We start from the raw sequence: 18,112 nt of genomic DNA on the forward strand, positions 1-18,112 counted from the left end.
AATCACTAACAATAATAGCAATTTTAAATTTATTTACACTAAAAAATAATTTTATATTTTTTTTCGCTTAATTGATGATTTAATTCCAAGCTCTTCCCGATATTTTGCAACTGTCCTTCGTGATAACAAAATTCCATTTTGTTTCAATAAATTAGCCAACTGACTATCAGATAATGGTTTATCAAGTTTTTCTGCATCAATCAATGCTTTAATTTGCGACTGGGCCTCATCAACCGATAGATCATCATGCTGGGAGGTCGTTACAGCACGTTTAAAAAAGGTTTTCAATTCAAATACACCAAAATTGCATTTTAAGTACTTGCCATGAACCGCTCGACTGATTGTTGACTCATGCAAACCAAGCTTTTGAGCTACATCTCTCAATAATAAAGGTTTGAGCGGATGAGTTTTATCTAGAAAGAAGTCTTGTTGATGATCAACAATCACTTTTCCAACACGTAAAATAGTTTGACCACGCTGTGCTAAATTATTTTCCAAGGAAATATACTCGGCACGCTTTTCATTTAGATATGCTTTAACATCCACATCAGCTGATTTAGAAAATTTTTCATAATATTTTTGGTTAAAAATAATCTGGGGTTGATTTTCAGAGCTTAACTTCACTTCAATTTTTCGATGATCTGTTGAAACATCTACAAGTAAATCTGGGTAAATATAACTTAAGCTATCTGTTTGAAAAGCAGCTCCAGGAGCAGGCGATAAAGTCTTAATATATTCAAATGACTGTTGAACTTCAGATGTTGAAGTTCCAATTGCCATTGCAATTTCCTTCCATCTATGATCTGCGAACTCCTCAAAATGATCCTGTACAATTTCTAAAGCCAGCAGCGGTGAACGGTCATCATTTTCAATTTGAAGTAATAAGCACTCTTGAAGATTTCGTGCACCAACACCTGGTGGATCTAATTGTTGTAAAAGCGTTAGTGCATCAATTAAAGTAGTTTGATCCACTTGAGTTTGTTGACAAATTGTATCAATATCTAATGTTAAATAACCATTTTGGTCCAAATGATCTATCAAAAATACTACCCAACCTCGCAAAATAGTTTTGCGCATCGTCAAATGAACCTGACTTAAAAGATATTCTGGTAAAGATTGTGTTTGTCGAGAAACAAGCTCGTCTTCAAGTGAAAAAGATTTTCCCGAATCAACTGTTCTTTTTATGCTTGAGGTTTTAATTTTTACAAATGGATTATCCAATTGTTTTTGTTGCATAAAATCATGCAAATCTTCGATATTATAACGTAAAATCCGAATAGATTGCTGCATTTGCTGTGTTAGAACTAATTTTTGAATTTGACGCTGTTCTTGGCCTAATCGTTGTTCAAAAGGCATTATCTACACTCCCTTTATTTCATTTTAGGGGTTGCAATTTCAACCAACTTCAACTAAAATAATATAGTATTGCGCCGCTAGTGTAATGGATCGCACGCAAGATTCCGGTTCTTGTAATGTGGGTTCGACTCCCACGTGGCGCATGGATAGTTTATACCGGTTATCATATATCGTCAAAAGTCTTGAGAATCAAGGCTTTTTTATTTTGCTTTATTCAGTGATTTTCGCCTATCTTCAAATAAAGTGAGTCAATAATGAGTCGCAAAAATTACTTAAGCCTCTAAATAATAGCGCTACCACTATAGTTATTATACACCAGCTGGGGTGAAATTATTTTTTTGTCTATCTCAGCAGTCAACCACTCCCGGTTAAAGCCACAAATTTTCCAAAATAAATTCCAAGCAGTACAACAATTCTTAATTGTATTAGCTTTTATTTAGGTATTACGTGTAAGGGTATCACAGAACTGAACGCAACTAAAATTTCCTTGCGGTATTAATTTTGGGGATCCATCTACCTAATTAAAATTAGATAGTTTCTGACTTTATTTTAATTAAAGAAGCCCATTAAAACTAGTGGTATTACCCCTAATTAAATTAATTTTGCGGTTTAATCAAACAATGAAAAAATCTCACCAAAAAAGTGATGGTTCAAAGCCAAGGTTAATATGGTAAAATTATCTAGAAAAATAATTTTCAGAGTGTCTGAATCTAATTTAGATTTAGAGTAAGGAGTTTTTTCATGAACTATTTTTTTAATTCCACTAAAAAAAAGACCAATTGCAATATTCTTAATTCTTATAATTACCAAAAACAATTATCAAAGGACAGAAAGTCAATAGTTCTTTTAGCTTTAGGGTGGGGAGCGGCCATAATTTCTATCTTTTCACCTGCTATTGGGTGTATTTCAATAATTTCAGGATTATCGCTCATCAAAAAGCACCGAAAATTTGCTGGTTGCACTTTAGTTCTAATTACACTAATTCTTGTTTACATTGGTTTATCAGGCTTTTCTGATGGCTTTATTGCGGGAATTCAAAAGAAATAAAATTTTGTTTAAATAGCAACTCTATTTATAACCATCTTAAACCAAATAAAAAGTCCGCAGCTATGTGCAGACTATACAGGGTATTAACGTCATTCAAAAAATAGTTACTACTTGAAACATTCTCATTCTAGCACTTTTATATAGCGCTTACAATGACACTGAACTCAAAGATTAATTTTTTCACATTTTGTTAACTAAAACTACACTTTATCTCCTTAAAAAGGAAAACAACTTCCTTTAAAATCATTTTTAACATTAAGGAGGTAGTTTCCATTGAAACAAAATCATTCAATTAGAAAAAATATGTCAATTCTCTTCATAGCTGTTATGTTATTAGCGATTGGGGGTTCAATTGGATATTCGCTTGGATTAAAAAGCTCTCAAACACGTTTAACTAAAAATATAAATCGTCCCAAAATGACTAATAGCAAATCCCCCCAAAAACAACCATTTAAAAATAAGTCAAAATAAGACACAACTAGTTGATCTTCACAATTATAAAGTTACTCATAAAAAAGCCTTCAATCTTAAATCATACAGTAACTATTATTATAATTGTAACGCAAAATGCTAAGCTATTTTTGATAAACAAATGAGGTAGGCTAATCGAAATTAACCTACCTCATTTACTCTTATTCAATTAATGAGTTACTTAATTAAACCAAAACCACCAGTCCAAGAAATTTTCTCTTTAGCTGCCAAAGTCATCTGCAAAAATCCTACTGCTTCCATCTCCCGTGCTCGCTTTAAACTACCAGCATCCACTAGCTGCAAACCACTGCCACTTAAGTTTGCTTTGACTGTTGATCATTACCAGCTACTAACACGGTTGTTGGTAATTTTGTACCAACTTTTTTACTGTTTAAGGTAGCTGCAAAATTAGTATTAAAAGCTTTGATTACTTTCGAGTTTGGTAGTTTAGCTGAAATTTGAGCGGCAGCTGAACTGTCAGCTGGAACAACCAATTCATCCCAGTTGTCAAAATTAAGCGGGTTAGTAATATCTACAATCACCTTTCCTGCAAATTCAGTTGCGTTTTTTTCAACAATATCAATCGCTGCTGGATAAGGAACTGCTAAAACAATTACATCCCCTAAATCTTTCACAATGTCATCATGACCAATATAATCAACTTGATTTTTACCTGCTAGAAAATTTTCTCCAATTGCTTTTCCCATATTGCCTTTACCGAAAATTGTAATTTTTGTCATTCACTTTTTCCTCCTAAATGTTTTCTATGAATTTTATTGCAACTTAAAATATAACAAATATCAATAGCAATCATTAAAAAATAGGCAAAAAAAGTTATTTGAGATTTTAAAAATAACATTTAGCAAAAAAACAGTTGAATTACTGTAGTCAGCAATTCAACTGTTAAATGTTTTTATTTCAGATTCTTTTTATTAGTCATAATTCCGTCAATCAAACCATAATCAACTGCCTGTTGCGCAGTCATGAAATTATCACGTTCAGTATCACGATTAATAACTTCAATATCTTGACCCGACCCATCTGCTAAAATTTTATTAATCAGCTTTCGAGTCTTCAAGATATGTTCTGCAGCAATATTGATATCTGTAGCTTGACCCTGTGCTCCACCAAGAGGTTGATGAATCATAATTTCAGAGTTTGGCAAAGCAAAGCGTTTCCCCTTTGTTCCAGCTGTTGATAGCACACTAGCCATCGAAGCCGCCATTCCCATGACAATTGTCTGAACATCTGAATTTACAAAGTTCATCGTGTCATAAATTGCTAAACCCGCGGAAACACTTCCACCTGGGGAATTAATATAAATGTAAATATCTTTTTCTGAATCTTGTGCATCCAAGAAAAGCAGTTGAGCAATAATCGCATTTGCCATATCATCATTAACTTCTCCTGAAAGCATAATAATTCGATCCTTAAGCAATCTTGAATAAATATCATAGGCACGTTCGCCGCCTGAAGATTGCTCAATAACTGTAGGAACTAGGTTCATGTTGATAACCTCCTCAATAATAACTGACACCACTATTTTAGCATCCCGGTATCAATAATACTAGTTTACTCTAATGGTCAATAAAGGTCAAAGAAATTGTTTTACTGCTATCATAAACAAATTACTTAATAATATCAAAACCAGCGCGAATTTTTTCAGCATATTCATTAAGTTTACGCAAACGATGATTAACTCCGGATTTGGAGATTGGTCCATTGGGAACAACATCACCCAATTCCTTTAATGAAATTTCTGGATGGCTTAAACGTGCATACGCAATTTCCTGCAATTTAAGCGGAAGATGTTCAAGACCAATTTGCTGATCCAAATATTTGATATTCTCTAATTGATGATTAGAAGCATCAGCAATTTTATTTAAATTAGCATTTTCGCAGTTCACGATTCGATTGACGGAATTCCGCATATCACGAACGATTCGAATATCTTCAAATTTTAACATTGCACTTGTTGCGCCAATTAAAGATAAAAAATCAGCAATTTTTTCTGCTTCTTTCAAATAAGTAATATACCCACTTCGACGCTGTGTTTTACGCGCATTCAATTGATAGCGATTCATCAATTGACAAATCATCGTATTTTGGTCTTCGTATAGGGAATAAATTTCCAAATGATAGCGGCTAGTTTCTGGATTATTAACCGATCCAGCAGCCAGAAAAGCTCCTCGTAAATATGAGCGGACTTGACTATCAGATTTAAGCAATTTAATTGCACTTGTTCGTTGCAAACTTGTACCATCAAAAATCCCCAAATCAGTTAAGACATTTTCTGTTCCTTTTTTCAAACGAACAATGTACAAATTATTCTTTTTCAACTTCATCTTACGTCGAACCAATAATTCGCCATCGATCGCATAAAACTTTTTCAGCAGTTGATAAATTCGGCGAGCGATTGCTGGGTTTTCTGATTGAATATTCAAAATGAAGCGATGATTTGCCAAATTTAGCGAACCGTTTAAACGAATTAACGCCATCAATTCTGCCTTAGCATTTGCTTGATGAACTTCTAAAGTTGTCAATTCTTTTTTTACATCACTTGCATAAGACACAATCACCACCTCCATACTTAGTTAAATTCATTGTCAATCCATGATAAAGGTCGACTAGTTAATCGCATTAATTCATCAACAACTTGTCCTCCATTATGAAAAACACCATGATTACGTAGTTCGAGAAAATTATCAGAAATCACCCGACAGCCTTGTGACCGTAATCCATTAAAATCATGTTTGACTTGATAAAGATATTCGTCATACTTTTGATGATCTAAATAATCATGTGGAACTGGTTCAGTATTAACTAAAACAGTATCGATGAATTTTTTTTGCAAATGATGGTGTAAAACTGCTACATGGTCAGCATCCGAAAAATGTTCGGTTTCACCTTTTTGCGTCATAATATTGCAAATATAGACAACCTCGGCTTGGGTTTGACAAACTGCCTGACCAACATTTGAAATCATTAAATTTGGTAAAATACTGGTAAATAGGCTTCCCGGGCCCAAAACAATTTGATCAGCATGCATGATTGCATCAATTACCTCTGGAACTGCCGCTGGTTGTTTGTTTTCAGTTGAACTAACCCAAACATGGTCAATCGTCTTAGCAGCAGCTGTAATTTCAGCCTCTCCAGCAATTTTAGTACCATCATTAAAAGCTGCATGCAAGATTAATGACTCATTAGCAACCGGGTAAACATGCCCATCAACTTTCATCATTTTTGCTAGCTCTTGGACCGCGTTAAAAATCCCATCACCATTCATTTCTGACAAAGCTGCAATAATCAAATTGCCAATTGCATGACCCGAAAAGAACTGATCCTTAGATTTAAAGCGATATTGAAAAATATTCTGATAAATTTCTGGTAGATTTGATAAAGCCACTAAAACATTTCGAATATCTCCTGGCGGCACAACGTTAATATAATTTCGAATAATTCCCGAAGATCCACCGTCATCAGCCACAGTTACTACAGCCGTGATGTCAGCATTTTGACGCCGAAAGGCTTTCAAAATCACCGGTAACCCTGTGCCTCCTCCAATCACTACGATTTGAGGACGTGGTCGTTTATTTGAATAACGTATCATGAGCGATTAACTGTCTCCTTTCTCCGGCTGACATCCCGATGAGCTACACTAACTGGATAATTCTGCTTTAACTCTTGAGCGATTCTTTCCGCTATAGCAACCGACCGATGCTGTCCGCCAGTACAACCAATTGCAATTGTCACACTTGATTTGCCTTCAGCCTGATAACCAGGAATAATTTCCTGCAACATCTGCATAAAAAGTTGATAAAACTTGGCTGTTTTTTGAGAATTCATTACATAATCATAAACTGGTTGATCTAAACCAGTCTTTTTTTTCAATTCGGGTACATAATACGGGTTTGGCAAAAAGCGGACATCCATTACAATATCGGCATCAATCGGCAATCCATATTTAAATCCGAATGACAAAACTTCAATGTGAAATGGAGCTGATTCACTAGTTTCAAAATTATGAAAAATTTCTTCACGCAATTGTCGTGGAGTTAATTTGCTCGTATCAACAACCAGTTGAGCTCGTGCTTTAATTTCACTTAGCAGATCACGCTCTAATATAATTCCGTCCATTAAACGACCATCCATCGCCAGTGGATGAGAACGGCGAGTTTCTTTGTAGCGAGCTACTAATTCTTCATTTGAAGCATCTAAAAATAAAATTTTGCCATTAATTGTATTTTCGTTTCCTAAGTTGCGCAGCATCTCAATAATTTCATCGTAAAATGCTCGTGAGCGCAAATCAATTACTAAAGCTACTTTATTAACTTTACCAGATTCACGAACTAATTCCCAAAATTTAGGCAGCAATGTTGGTGGCATATTATCAATACAAAAGTATCCCAAATCTTCAAAGCTTTGGACTGCAACCGTTTTTCCCGCTCCACTCATTCCGGTAATTACAACTAATTGAATTGTTTTATCCATCTATTCTATCCTTCTTTCAAACTTGAATGTATTATAGCATGGGCCGTTTTATGCTTACCAGTTAGTTTATAAACTAACTAAGAATCGCAAAATAAAAGCTGGCAACCAAATATATGCCAGCTCCCAACTAATTACTTAACTTAATCGCTCATTCAACCACATGACGTTCAAATGGATCCGAAGAAATTCCCTCAGCCAAAATTTTTTTGGCCCATTCCTTAGCTGAAAATAAAGAATGATCACGATAATTACCACAGCTCTTAATATCTGTTCCTTGAACATCTTCCCATGAAGCTTGCGTAATTTGTTCCAATGACCATTTTAATGCTTTTGCAACTGTCGCTGTATCATGTTCACCCCAAGTGATTAAATGAAACCCTGTTCGGCATCCAAATGGAGAACAGTCAATTACTTCAGGAATCTGATCCCGTAAATAACCAGCCAACATATGTTCAATCGTATGCAATCCACCAGTAGGGATTGCATTTTCATTCGGCTGAACTAGTCGCAAATCGTAATTAGAAATTTTATCTCCTTTAGGACCTTCTTCAACTGTAATTAACCGGACATAGGGTGCTTTAACAGCTGTATGATCTAAAGTAAAACTTTCGACTTTTGCCATTTAAAATTCCTCCTTAATGATTTTAATATTCTCTTTTACTCTAGCATGAATAGCTTGAAATGCAAGCTGCTACAATTTATTTTACTGCTAAATTTGGTGTTTTTTGCAACATCTTTGCTAAATATTGGCCGGTATAACTAGCTGGGTTCTCAGCAATCTTTTCTGGAGTCCCAGTTGCAACTACTTTTCCACCACCATCGCCGCCTTCTGGACCAAGATCAATTAAGTAATCAGCCGTCTTTATAACATCCAAATTATGCTCGATTACTAAAACTGTGTTCCCCTTGTCGACTAACCGTTCTAAAACTTCTAATAAACGACGAATATCCTCGCTGTGTAATCCAGTTGTCGGTTCGTCCAGAATATAAAAACTCTTACCATTTGATTTGCGATGTAATTCAGCTGCTAGTTTCATTCGCTGAGCTTCACCACCTGAAAGAGTGGTTGCTGGCTGTCCTAACTTAACATAACCCAGACCAACATCAACAATTGTCTGTAATTTTCGTTTAATTTTTGGAATTGGTGCAAAAAAGTCCAATGCTTCAGTAACCGTCATATCCAGCACTTGTGCAATGTTTTTTCCCTTATATTCAATTTCCAATGTTTCAGAATTATAGCGAGTTCCATGACAAACCTCACAGGGAACATAAACATCTGGCAAAAAGTTCATCTCAATTTTGATAATTCCATCGCCACGACATGCCTCACAACGTCCACCCTTAACATTAAAACTGAATCTTCCCTTATTATATCCTCGCAACTTGGCTGTATTAGTTTGCGCAAACAAACCACGAATATCATCAAAAACACTCGTATAAGTTGCTGGATTGCTGCGCGGAGTTCGGCCAATCGGTGTCTGATCAATGTCGATTACTTTTTCAAGTTTTTCAATGCCCGTGATTTTCCGGTACTTTCCCGGTTTGACCGAGTTGCCATTCAATTTTTGTGCTAGGGCACGTTTTAAAATCAAGTTAACTAAAGTCGATTTTCCGGAACCTGAAACACCAGTAACTGCAATTAACGTTCCTAAGGGAAACTGAACATCAATTTGCTTTAAGTTGTTTGCTGCAGCGCCCATTAATTTAATAAAATCACCATTTCCAGATCTTCGCTTGGCTGGCAGCGGGATAAAACGTTTGCCAGCTAAATACTGTCCAGTCAGTGATTTAGTTGAACGAGCGACTTGTTTTGGAGTTCCCGCAGCCATCACTTGACCACCATTATTACCTGCTCCAGGACCAATATCAATCAAATAATCAGCTGCACGCATTGTATCTTCATCATGTTCAACCACGATTAAAGTGTTCCCCAGATCACGCATTTGTTTCAGTGAAGCAATTAAACGATCGTTATCTCTTTGGTGTAAACCAATTGAAGGCTCATCTAAAATATAAAGAACACCAGATAAATTTGAGCCAATTTGGGTTGCCAGACGAATCCGCTGGGCTTCACCACCTGAAAGGGTTCTAGCGGAACGACTTAAAGTCAAGTAAGCTAAACCAACATTTACAAGAAAAGTTAATCGATCAATTATTTCTTTTAAGATTGGACGAGCAATTTTACTTTGTTGTTGATTAAACTTCAATGATTTAAAGAAAGTCAACGCATGTTCAATATTAAAGTCAGAAACCTCACCGATATGCTTGGCAGCAATCTTTACTGCTAAAGCTTTTTTGTTTAAACGATATCCATGACAAGTCTGGCAAGTTAAGCTGGTCATGTACTTACGCATCACATCTCGGGTAAAATCACTGTTGGTTTCATGGTAACGCCGATCAATATTGGGAATTACCCCTTCAAAAGGTGTTTCAACATCACGGACACCACCAAAATCACTCTCATAATGAAAATGAAAAGTTCGGGTGGCATCACCAAATAAAATTAAGTTTTGTTGTTGGATCGATAATTTAGCAAATGGCACATCTAGTGGAATTTTGAAAGCGTGACACATTTGTTCTAGTAGCGTTGGGTAATACTTTGAACTAATTGGGTTCCAAGGCTCGATTGCACCCTCAGCCAACGTTTTTTGCGGATCAGGAATTACTAAATCACGGTCAACTTCAAGTTTAATTCCAATTCCGTCACAATCAGGACAAGCGCCAAATGGTGCATTAAAAGAAAACAATCGTGGCTCTAACTCACCAATCGTAAAACCACAGTAAGGGCAAGCGAACTTCTCAGAAAATTGCAACATGTCAGCATCAATAACATCAACACTGACATAACCATCTGCCAAATTTAAAGCTGCTTCCAATGAATCAAACAAGCGCGATCTGATTTGCGGCTTAATAATCAGACGATCCACCACTACTGCTAGTGAATGTTTTTTATTCTTATCCAGCTCTGGAACTTGGTCCAAATCATACGTTGTGCCATCAACTCTTACCCTGACAAAACCAGTCTGTTTAATTTTGGCTAAAATTTTCTTTTGCTGGCCCTTCTTTTCACGAACAAGTGGAGCTAAAATCTGAATCTTACTACGTTCTGGTAGTTGTAAAATTCGTTCCGCTATCTGTTGTGGTGACTGACTAGTAATCAAATGACCATCGTTGGGACAAATTGGCGTTCCAACACGAGCCCAAAGCAACCTTAAATAATCATTAATTTCGGTAACCGTTCCAACTGTTGAACGTGGATTTTTAGAAGTCGTTTTCTGATCAATTGAGATTGCTGGAGAAAGGCCATCAATTGAATCAACATCTGGTTTATCCATTTGACCTAGAAATTGTCGTGCATAGGCTGATAGACTTTCGACATAACGTCGTTGGCCTTCAGCATATAGTGTATCAAAAGCCAGCGAACTTTTACCTGAACCGGATAACCCAGTAATCACAACTAATTTGTTTTTTGGAATGGTGACATCAATATTCTTTAAATTATGTGCTCGCGCACCATGAATAATAATTTTATCTTGCGCCACTTTTTTTCTCTCCTTTTAGCTAACTATCCGATTGACTTTTTAAGTCTAAAATAGTATCACGTAAAGCCGCTGCAGCTTCAAAATCAAGTTTTTTAGCTGCCGCACGCATCTGCTCAGTCAAATCGGCTAACATTTGCTTTTGCTCTGCTTTGGTCATATCTGCGAACTCTGTTTCAGTAAAGCTGGCCTTTTCGTGCTGCTTAATTGGTTTAGTAATGGAAATTAAATCACGAATTTTCTTTTTAATCGTATGTGGAATAATTTGATGTTTCTCATTATAGGCTTTTTGAATTGTCCGACGCCTTTTTGTTTCATCAATCGCTGCTTGCATTGAATCAGTGATCGCGTCCGCATACATAATTACTTTACCATTCTCATTTCGAGCAGCCCGTCCAATTGTCTGAACTAATGAACGTTCACTTCGTAAAAATCCTTCTTTATCTGCATCCAAAATTGCTACTAATGAGACTTCTGGGACATCTATTCCTTCACGCAACAAATTGATTCCGACTAAAACATCGTACTTGCCAAGTCGCAAATCACGTACAATTTTAGTTCTTTCCAACGTTTTAACATCTGAATGTAAGTAAGCAACTTTAATTTGCAACTCTTTTAAGTAATCAGTAAGATCTTCAGCCATCTTTTTAGTTAAAGTAGTTACAAAGACTCGCTCATTTCGTTCGATGCGCAAATTAATCTCACCGACCAAATCATCCATTTGTCCCATAATTGGTCGAATTTCAATTAATGGATCTAACAAACCTGTCGGTCGAATAATCTGTTGCACAACATGTTTTGTTTGGGCCAACTCATACGGACCAGGAGTAGCTGACATATAAACAATTTGATTAATATGTTGTTCAAATTCTTCAAGTGTTAGCGGTCGGTTATCTAAGGCACTCGGTAGCCGAAAGCCATAATCAATCAACATCTGTTTGCGTGCCCGATCACCATTATACATTCCACGTACCTGCGGCATTGTAACATGAGACTCATCAACTACTAATAAAAAATCCTTTGGGAAAAAATCCAGCAACGTATAAGGCGGTTCCCCTGGTTTCCGACCATCCATATGCCGGGAATAATTCTCAATTCCTGAACAATATCCCATTTCCCGCAACATTTCAATGTCATAGGTTGTTCGTTGTTCTAACCGTTGAGCTTCCAGAAGTTTGCCCTTTTCATGCAATGTTTTTAAACGAGCTTTTAACTCACTTTGAATACCAGTAATTGCCTGATCCATAATCTGATCATTAGTCATAAAATGAGTTGCCGGAAAAATAGAAACATGATCTCGTTCGGCTAGAATCTCACCCGTTAAAGCATCAAATTCACAAATTCGATCAATCTCATCGCCGAAAAATTCAATACGCAAAGCCCGTTCATCACGCGAAGCTGGAAAAATATCAACCACATCTCCGTGAACTCGAAAACGACCACGTTGAAAGTCAATGTCATTACGTTCAAATTGAATATCTACCAATTGACGTAATAGCTGATCACGCTCTAATGTTTCCGCTGTCCGTAAAGACAATGTATGGGCCTGATATTCGTTTGGATCACCTAAGCCAAAAATTGACGAAACCGAAGCAACAACAATCACGTCATTACGCTCTAATAAAGAACTAGTTGCAGAATGACGCAATTTATCAATTTCATCATTGATGCTTGAATCTTTTTCAATATAGGTATCACTTGATGGCACATAGGCTTCTGGCTGATAATAATCGTAATAACTAACAAAATATTCAACCGCATTATGCGGAAAAAATTCTTTGAACTCGCCATAAAGCTGGCCGGCTAAGGTTTTATTATGCGCCAAAACCAACGTTGGCTTATTAACTTGCGCAATTACATTTGAAATCGTAAAAGTCTTGCCGGTCCCCGTTGCCCCTAATAAAACTTGTGCTTGTTCACCTGTACGGATTCCAGCTGTCAATTGTTGAATTGCTTCCGGCTGATCACCAGTTGGCTGATACTGGGAAACTAATTCAAATTTTCGATTCGTTTGTCTTTCGATCATTTAACCGCTCCCTGTTCAATTCGCTCTAAAATAAATAGACCCCGACAACTGCCTGTCAAGGTCCATTATCATGCTTATTTATTTTAACACAGCGAACATACTTTCGCACGTCGATTACTTACTTGGTAAATTCATTAATCATTTTAGTTCTTAGTTGGCGCACTTGCTTTGACCAAAAAACATCATAAGTATCGGGATTTTTCAGGCGTAAACAAGCTTCGGGAAGTTCATTGATTTTTTCTTTTGAATAATGTTTTACGGCTAAAGTTGCCGGTTGTTGATAAATCAATTTTCCTTCCGCGTAAATTTGTTGATGGAGTGGCTTTAGCTGCCATTTTTTTAAACGTCGGGTTTGAATCGTTTTATTTGGATCGGAATTATAAATTGTACTATTTTGACGAATTTTTTCCGAAGCCAGTAACAAAAGATCCCCCCGCGCTTTGCCATGTTCGTCATACATTCGATATGGATGTTTAAAACCGGGAATCGTAGTTTTCTCAACCGTATTACTCAATTTAATTTTAGGAATTAACTGGTCAGCTTCTTGAATTGCAACCAGCTTATATACCCCACTTAAAACTGGATCAGAGGCAGCTGTAATTAATTTTTCACCTACTCCGAAACTATCAACTTGGGCTCCTTCTTCTAAAACATTTTGAATAACATCTTCATCTAGAGCATTTGAAATTGTGATTTTTGCCTCAGAGAAGCCAGCCTGATCCAACATTTTCCGAGCTTGTTTAGTCAGATAAGTAATATCACCAGAATCAATGCGGATCCCAAATGGGCCTGTAATTCCTTGTGATTTTAATTGTTTAAAAATTTCAATTGCATGTGGTACTCCAGATTTTAAAACATCATAGGTGTCAACCAACAACAAACAATTGTGTGGGTAAACTCGCATCCAAGCTGCAAAAGCTGCTTCTTCACTTTCAAATGATTGAACCCAGCTATGAGCCATCGTTCCTAGCGGTTTTAATCCAAATTGTTTAGCGCTTAAGACATTGGCAGTTCCTGAACATCCCCCAATTACTGCCGCTCTGGCACCATAAGTTGCCGCATCAGCACCTTGAGCCCGACGTGAACCAAATTCCATTACCGGTCTTCCATGAGCAACCATACAAACACGACGCGCTTTAGTTGCAATTAATGATTCATGGTTAACAATATTCAACAACATTGTCTCAAGCAATTGAACTTGCAAAATTGGCCCCCTAACTGTAAGCAAAGGCTCGTTTGGGAAAGCGGGCGTCCCTTCTTTCATTGACCATACATCACACTTGAATTCAAAATTTTTCAAATAACTTAAAAATTCATCATCAAAAGTTTCCAAGTCGCGTAAGTATTCAATATCTGAATCACTAAAATTCAAATTACTTAAATACTTAATAACTTGAGCTAGCCCGGTATATATGACTACACCGCCTTGATCCGGAACCTTCCTAAAATATAAATCAAAGTAACCAATTTTTTCCGGATTTTCTTGCAAAAATCCGTTTGCCATTGTTAATTCATAAAAATCCAACAATAGCGTTAAATTTCGCGTTTCCATTTTTTTCCTCCAAACCAACTTATAAAAGTATGGTTATTTGTGTCAAGACATCTTAAAAAATAAGGTACCCCATCGACGCTTGACTGTCAAGTTTCATCACCGGAATATAATATTCCTGCTTGTTGTAATTGTTGTTTAATTTGAATAAATGTCAGTTCATCTGGACATGCTAAGTGATGTAAATGAATTCCATTAGTTAGACTAGATAAGAGCTTAGCTTGATCATTAGTTAATTGCTCCATGAAATGTTCGATATCCGAAGTAGTCATTACCCCCAGTGTTCCAATCAACTGGCCGTAAAGTGGATGGTCCACTACCACATCTAAAACCTGACCTTGAGCAGCAACTATGATTTCTAACTCTCTTCTTGTTTGCTGGCGACTATGCTGACAGACAATTATACCTTGATAAAGATTATTGCTTTTTTGATAATGATATCCATTGACCGTCGCAATAATCGGTTCACCTTGGGCACGCAGTAAAGCAATATCACCAACAATTGTTTGGCGACTAACATGATATTTTTTTGCTAAAGCACTCGCACTGAGTTGTTGATTATAAAGGTCATTTTTAACCTTATTACGTCGGTTTTCGCTATCTTTTTTCACTTTCACCACCATCTTTGACATTTCTTTAAAAAGGCAACCTCCCACTAATTAAAAATAAGCTACTAAAAAGGGACTGGACAAACATATCGTTTTGTCCTTGCCCCTTTATTCCAGCATTAATACTAAAAAGTCACCATCCATCATCCATTATCTGAAATTATTCAGCTGCAAATTGCTGCAAAGCTTTTTCAAATGCAGTCCGTTTGGCTACTGCTTCTGCTTGCTTGTCAGCTTGTGTTCCAATATAAAATTTAATTTTTGGTTCAGTACCTGAAGGTCGAACTGCAATCCAAGAACCATCTGCTAGATAATACTTCAAGACATTTGATTTTGGCAAATCAATTTTGCTGATTTCACCAGCAGCGGTTTTCTTAATAGCTGTTTGAAAATCAGCAGTTGCTGTAATTTTAATCGCAGCAAATTCAGTTGGCGCCGCCTCACGAAATTTTGTCATTAAACGTGAAATTTTCTCTGGACCATCAATTCCATCAAAAGTTAAGGGAATTGTTTTTTCAGCATAATAGCCGTATTTTTCAAACAATTCTTGTAGTCCATCGTATAAGTTCATCTGACGTCGCTTATAATCTGCTGCAACTTCTGCTAACATTACCAATGACTGGATTGCATCTTTATCACGCACAAATGGACGAATTAAATAACCATAACTTTCTTCAAAGCCAAACATAAATGTCTGCGATCCGGTTTCTTCAAAATGCTTGATTTGTTCAGCAATAAACTTGAAACCAGTCAAAACATTGATCATTTTAACATGATACTGTCTAGCAATTGCTGTCGCAAACTCACTAGAAACGATCGATTTAACCGCGGCAGCATTTTCTGGCAAAGAACCTGCTGCTTTACGTGCCTTTAAAATATAGTTTAGCATTAAGGCTGCAATTTGATTACCAGTCAACAACTGATACTCACCAGATGGTTGACGAACAGCAACTCCAAGTCGATCAGCATCGGGGTCAACCGCAATCAGTAAATCAGCATCTTCTTCTTTGCCATGTTTGATCGCTAAATCAAACGCTTCCGGAAACTCTGGATTAGGTTTAACTACTGTCGAAAATTCTGGATCAGCAGTTGCCTGTTCTTTAACCATTGTAAAATTAGTAAATCCCGCTTGCTTTAAAGCTTTTTCACCTAACATTGCTCCAGTCCCATGTAATGGTGTGAAAATTAATTTTAAAGTTTTGCCTTCTTCTTTAACTAATGAACGATTAATGGTAATCTGATCAACCTCTGCCAAATAAGCTTGGTCGACATCATCACCAATAATTTTTAAAAGCCCTTGTGATTTTAGTTGCTGCTCATTGGCAACTTTAATTGCAAACAAATCAACTGCCTGTCGAACGTAACCTGTAATCAAATCTGATTCCTTTGGTGGCATTTGACCACCATCTTCACCATAAATTTTATAACCATTATATTGTTTAGGATTATGACTAGCAGTAATCATAATTCCAGCATAAGTATTCAAGTGACGAACAGTGAACGATAATTCAGGAGTTGGTCTGAGACTTTCAAAAACAAAACTTGGAATCCCATGAGCCCCTAAAACACCAGCAGCTTGATGAGCAAAATCTTCTGAATGATGGCGAGAATCAAAACTAATCGCTACTCCACGCTTCTTAACCGCCGGATCTAATGTATCCATAAAGCGGGCCAACCCTTCAGTAGCCTGACGAACAGTGTAAATATTCATCCGATTAATTCCAGCACCAATTATGCCACGCATTCCAGCCGTACCAAATTCCATTGGTGCATAAAATGCTTCTTCCTTTTTTTCTGAATCATCTTTAATTGCTTCCAATTCTTTTTTTAATTCTGCATCCAATTTTGGATAATCTTTCCAAGAATTATATGTTTCTTCCCAACTCACAATTATCACTCTCCTTAACTACTACTAGTATACTATAAAACGCTTTTAAATTTGTTAGAAAACAATTTTTTTCTAATCTCTATTAAAAAAAGATCTGCCCATTCCTGAGTGATAATTATTTTTCAGCAATAATTATCAACTAAAAGGAATAAACAAATCTATCGCAATTTATTTAGTCTTTAAGTGATTCTAAATAATTGTAAGCATTTTGACCAGCAATTCCACCATCCCCGACTGCCGTGGTAATTTGTCGTAATTCTTTCTTTCGAACATCCCCTAGAGCAAAAATTCCAGGAACTGCCGTAGCCATTTTATCATCGGCAATAATCCACCCAGCTTTATCGGTTATTCCTAAATCCTGGAAAGGTTCACTAACTGGCAATAATCCCACATAAATGAAAACACCATGGGTCGCAATTTCGCTATCTTCACCAGTTTTTTTATTGTGCGTCTTGACTTTAGTAACCTTTTTCCCATCACCGATAATTTCCGTAACGATTGTATCCCAGGTAAATTTCATTTTATCATTAGCAAACGCCCGATCTTGTAAAATTTTCTGTGCCCGCAGCTGATCTCGGCGATGAATAACATTAACTTCACTAGCTAACTGAGTTAGGTATGCTCCTTCTTCAATTGCTGAATCTCCACCACCAACAACCACAACTTTTTGATTGCGGAAAAAGGCACCATCACAGACTGCACAGTAAGAAACTCCACGTCCACTATATTCTTTTTCACCAGGAACTTGCAATTTTTTATATTGTGAACCCGTTGCAATAATCAAAGCCTGTGTGCTAAAATCCCCATTATCAGTTTTGATGATTTTAGTTCCATCCGCTGCAACTGTTACGTTTTCAACATTCCCATAGGCAAATTCAGCTGAAAACTGTGTTGCACTAGCATACATTTCTTTTGCTAAATCTGGCCCTAAAATCGATTTAAAACCAGGATAATTCTCTACTTCAGCAGTGTTATTCATTTGCCCACCGTAAATTCCGCGATCTAACATTAAAACCGATAAATTTGCACGTGAAGCATAAAGTGCCGCCGTCATTCCTCCTGGCCCTGCTCCGATTACAATCACATCATATTTTTTCTCTGCCAATCATCTTGCCCTCTTTCACTTACTAATTATTA

At 36.6% G+C, this 18,112-nt stretch carries 14 protein-coding genes, 1 tRNA gene and 1 pseudogene; 3 read left to right on the top strand and 13 right to left on the bottom strand.

Features of this window, described 5'->3' with window-relative positions; genetic code table 11:
• Positions 1 to 51: 51 nt before the first annotated feature.
• A complete protein-coding gene (gene rpoN / locus G6O73_RS07440; RefSeq protein WP_057886406.1) occupies positions 52 to 1,356 on the bottom strand; it encodes an RNA polymerase factor sigma-54 in 1,305 nt (434 codons plus the stop codon).
• A 71-nt stretch (positions 1,357 to 1,427) separates the two neighbouring features.
• On the opposite strand from rpoN, the gene G6O73_RS07445 reads away from it, so the two are divergent.
• The 3 genes from G6O73_RS07445 (at position 1,428) to G6O73_RS07455 (ending at position 2,874) form a co-directional block, all read left to right on the top strand.
• Positions 1,428 to 1,499, top strand: a tRNA-Arg gene (locus G6O73_RS07445).
• A gap of 598 nt (positions 1,500 to 2,097) precedes the next feature.
• Entirely contained in the window at positions 2,098 to 2,403 is a 306-nt protein-coding gene (locus tag G6O73_RS07450; protein ID WP_057886407.1) for a hypothetical protein, read from the top strand.
• Positions 2,404 to 2,676: 273 nt separating this feature from the next.
• On the top strand, positions 2,677 to 2,874 hold the full coding sequence (locus G6O73_RS07455) for a hypothetical protein (RefSeq protein WP_057886408.1): 198 nt from the start codon (positions 2,677 to 2,679) through the stop codon (positions 2,872 to 2,874).
• Positions 2,875 to 3,051: 177 nt separating this feature from the next.
• Here G6O73_RS07455 and G6O73_RS07460 read toward each other — a convergent pair.
• The 12 genes and pseudogenes from G6O73_RS07460 to trxB all read right to left on the bottom strand — a co-directional run bounded on the left by G6O73_RS07460 (position 3,052) and on the right by trxB (position 18,080).
• A pseudogene (locus G6O73_RS07460) lies at positions 3,052 to 3,614 on the bottom strand (NADPH-dependent F420 reductase).
• Between the two features lie 173 nt (positions 3,615 to 3,787).
• Positions 3,788 to 4,381, bottom strand: coding sequence for an ATP-dependent Clp endopeptidase proteolytic subunit ClpP (clpP, locus tag G6O73_RS07465; protein WP_057886409.1), 594 nt, complete (start codon positions 4,379 to 4,381; stop codon positions 3,788 to 3,790).
• Between the two features lie 121 nt (positions 4,382 to 4,502).
• Entirely contained in the window at positions 4,503 to 5,447 is a 945-nt protein-coding gene (whiA, locus tag G6O73_RS07470; protein ID WP_057886410.1) for a DNA-binding protein WhiA, read from the bottom strand.
• Positions 5,448 to 5,464: 17 nt separating this feature from the next.
• A complete protein-coding gene (locus G6O73_RS07475; RefSeq protein ID WP_057886411.1) occupies positions 5,465 to 6,484 on the bottom strand; it encodes a gluconeogenesis factor YvcK family protein in 1,020 nt (339 codons plus the stop codon).
• Positions 6,481 to 7,365 carry an RNase adapter RapZ gene (rapZ, locus tag G6O73_RS07480; RefSeq protein ID WP_057886412.1) on the bottom strand — a complete coding sequence of 295 codons (885 nt, stop codon included), beginning with the start codon at positions 7,363 to 7,365 and terminating at the stop codon, positions 6,481 to 6,483. Before rapZ ends, G6O73_RS07475 begins: the two co-directional genes overlap by 4 nt.
• A 148-nt stretch (positions 7,366 to 7,513) precedes the next feature.
• Complete coding sequence (locus G6O73_RS07485) at positions 7,514 to 7,987, bottom strand: S-ribosylhomocysteine lyase (protein WP_057886413.1); 474 nt, start codon at positions 7,985 to 7,987, stop codon at positions 7,514 to 7,516.
• 76 nt (positions 7,988 to 8,063) lie between these two features.
• Positions 8,064 to 10,907, bottom strand: coding sequence for an excinuclease ABC subunit UvrA (uvrA, locus tag G6O73_RS07490; protein ID WP_057886414.1), 2,844 nt, complete (start codon positions 10,905 to 10,907; stop codon positions 8,064 to 8,066).
• A gap of 19 nt (positions 10,908 to 10,926) precedes the next feature.
• Entirely contained in the window at positions 10,927 to 12,930 is a 2,004-nt protein-coding gene (gene uvrB / locus G6O73_RS07495; protein ID WP_057886415.1) for an excinuclease ABC subunit UvrB, read from the bottom strand.
• A gap of 118 nt (positions 12,931 to 13,048) precedes the next feature.
• Positions 13,049 to 14,482, bottom strand: coding sequence for a nicotinate phosphoribosyltransferase (locus G6O73_RS07500; RefSeq protein ID WP_057886416.1), 1,434 nt, complete (start codon positions 14,480 to 14,482; stop codon positions 13,049 to 13,051).
• Between the two features lie 86 nt (positions 14,483 to 14,568).
• Positions 14,569 to 15,090, bottom strand: a complete 522-nt coding sequence (locus G6O73_RS07505; protein ID WP_224288557.1) for a transcription repressor NadR — start codon at positions 15,088 to 15,090, stop codon at positions 14,569 to 14,571.
• Positions 15,091 to 15,247: 157 nt separating this feature from the next.
• Positions 15,248 to 16,975 (bottom strand): phospho-sugar mutase, encoded by a 1,728-nt coding sequence (locus G6O73_RS07510; RefSeq protein WP_057886417.1) that lies wholly within the window; start codon positions 16,973 to 16,975, stop codon positions 15,248 to 15,250.
• 172 nt (positions 16,976 to 17,147) lie between these two features.
• The gene (gene trxB, locus G6O73_RS07515; RefSeq protein WP_083478539.1) at positions 17,148 to 18,080 is read right to left on the bottom strand and encodes a thioredoxin-disulfide reductase; all 933 of its coding nucleotides are present in this window, start codon (positions 18,078 to 18,080) and stop codon (positions 17,148 to 17,150) included.
• Between the last annotated feature and the right edge of the window lie 32 nt (positions 18,081 to 18,112).

Origin of the sequence: Liquorilactobacillus nagelii DSM 13675, from assembly GCF_019444005.1 — a bacterium.
GTDB classification, from domain to species: Bacteria; Bacillota; Bacilli; order Lactobacillales; family Lactobacillaceae; genus Liquorilactobacillus; species Liquorilactobacillus nagelii.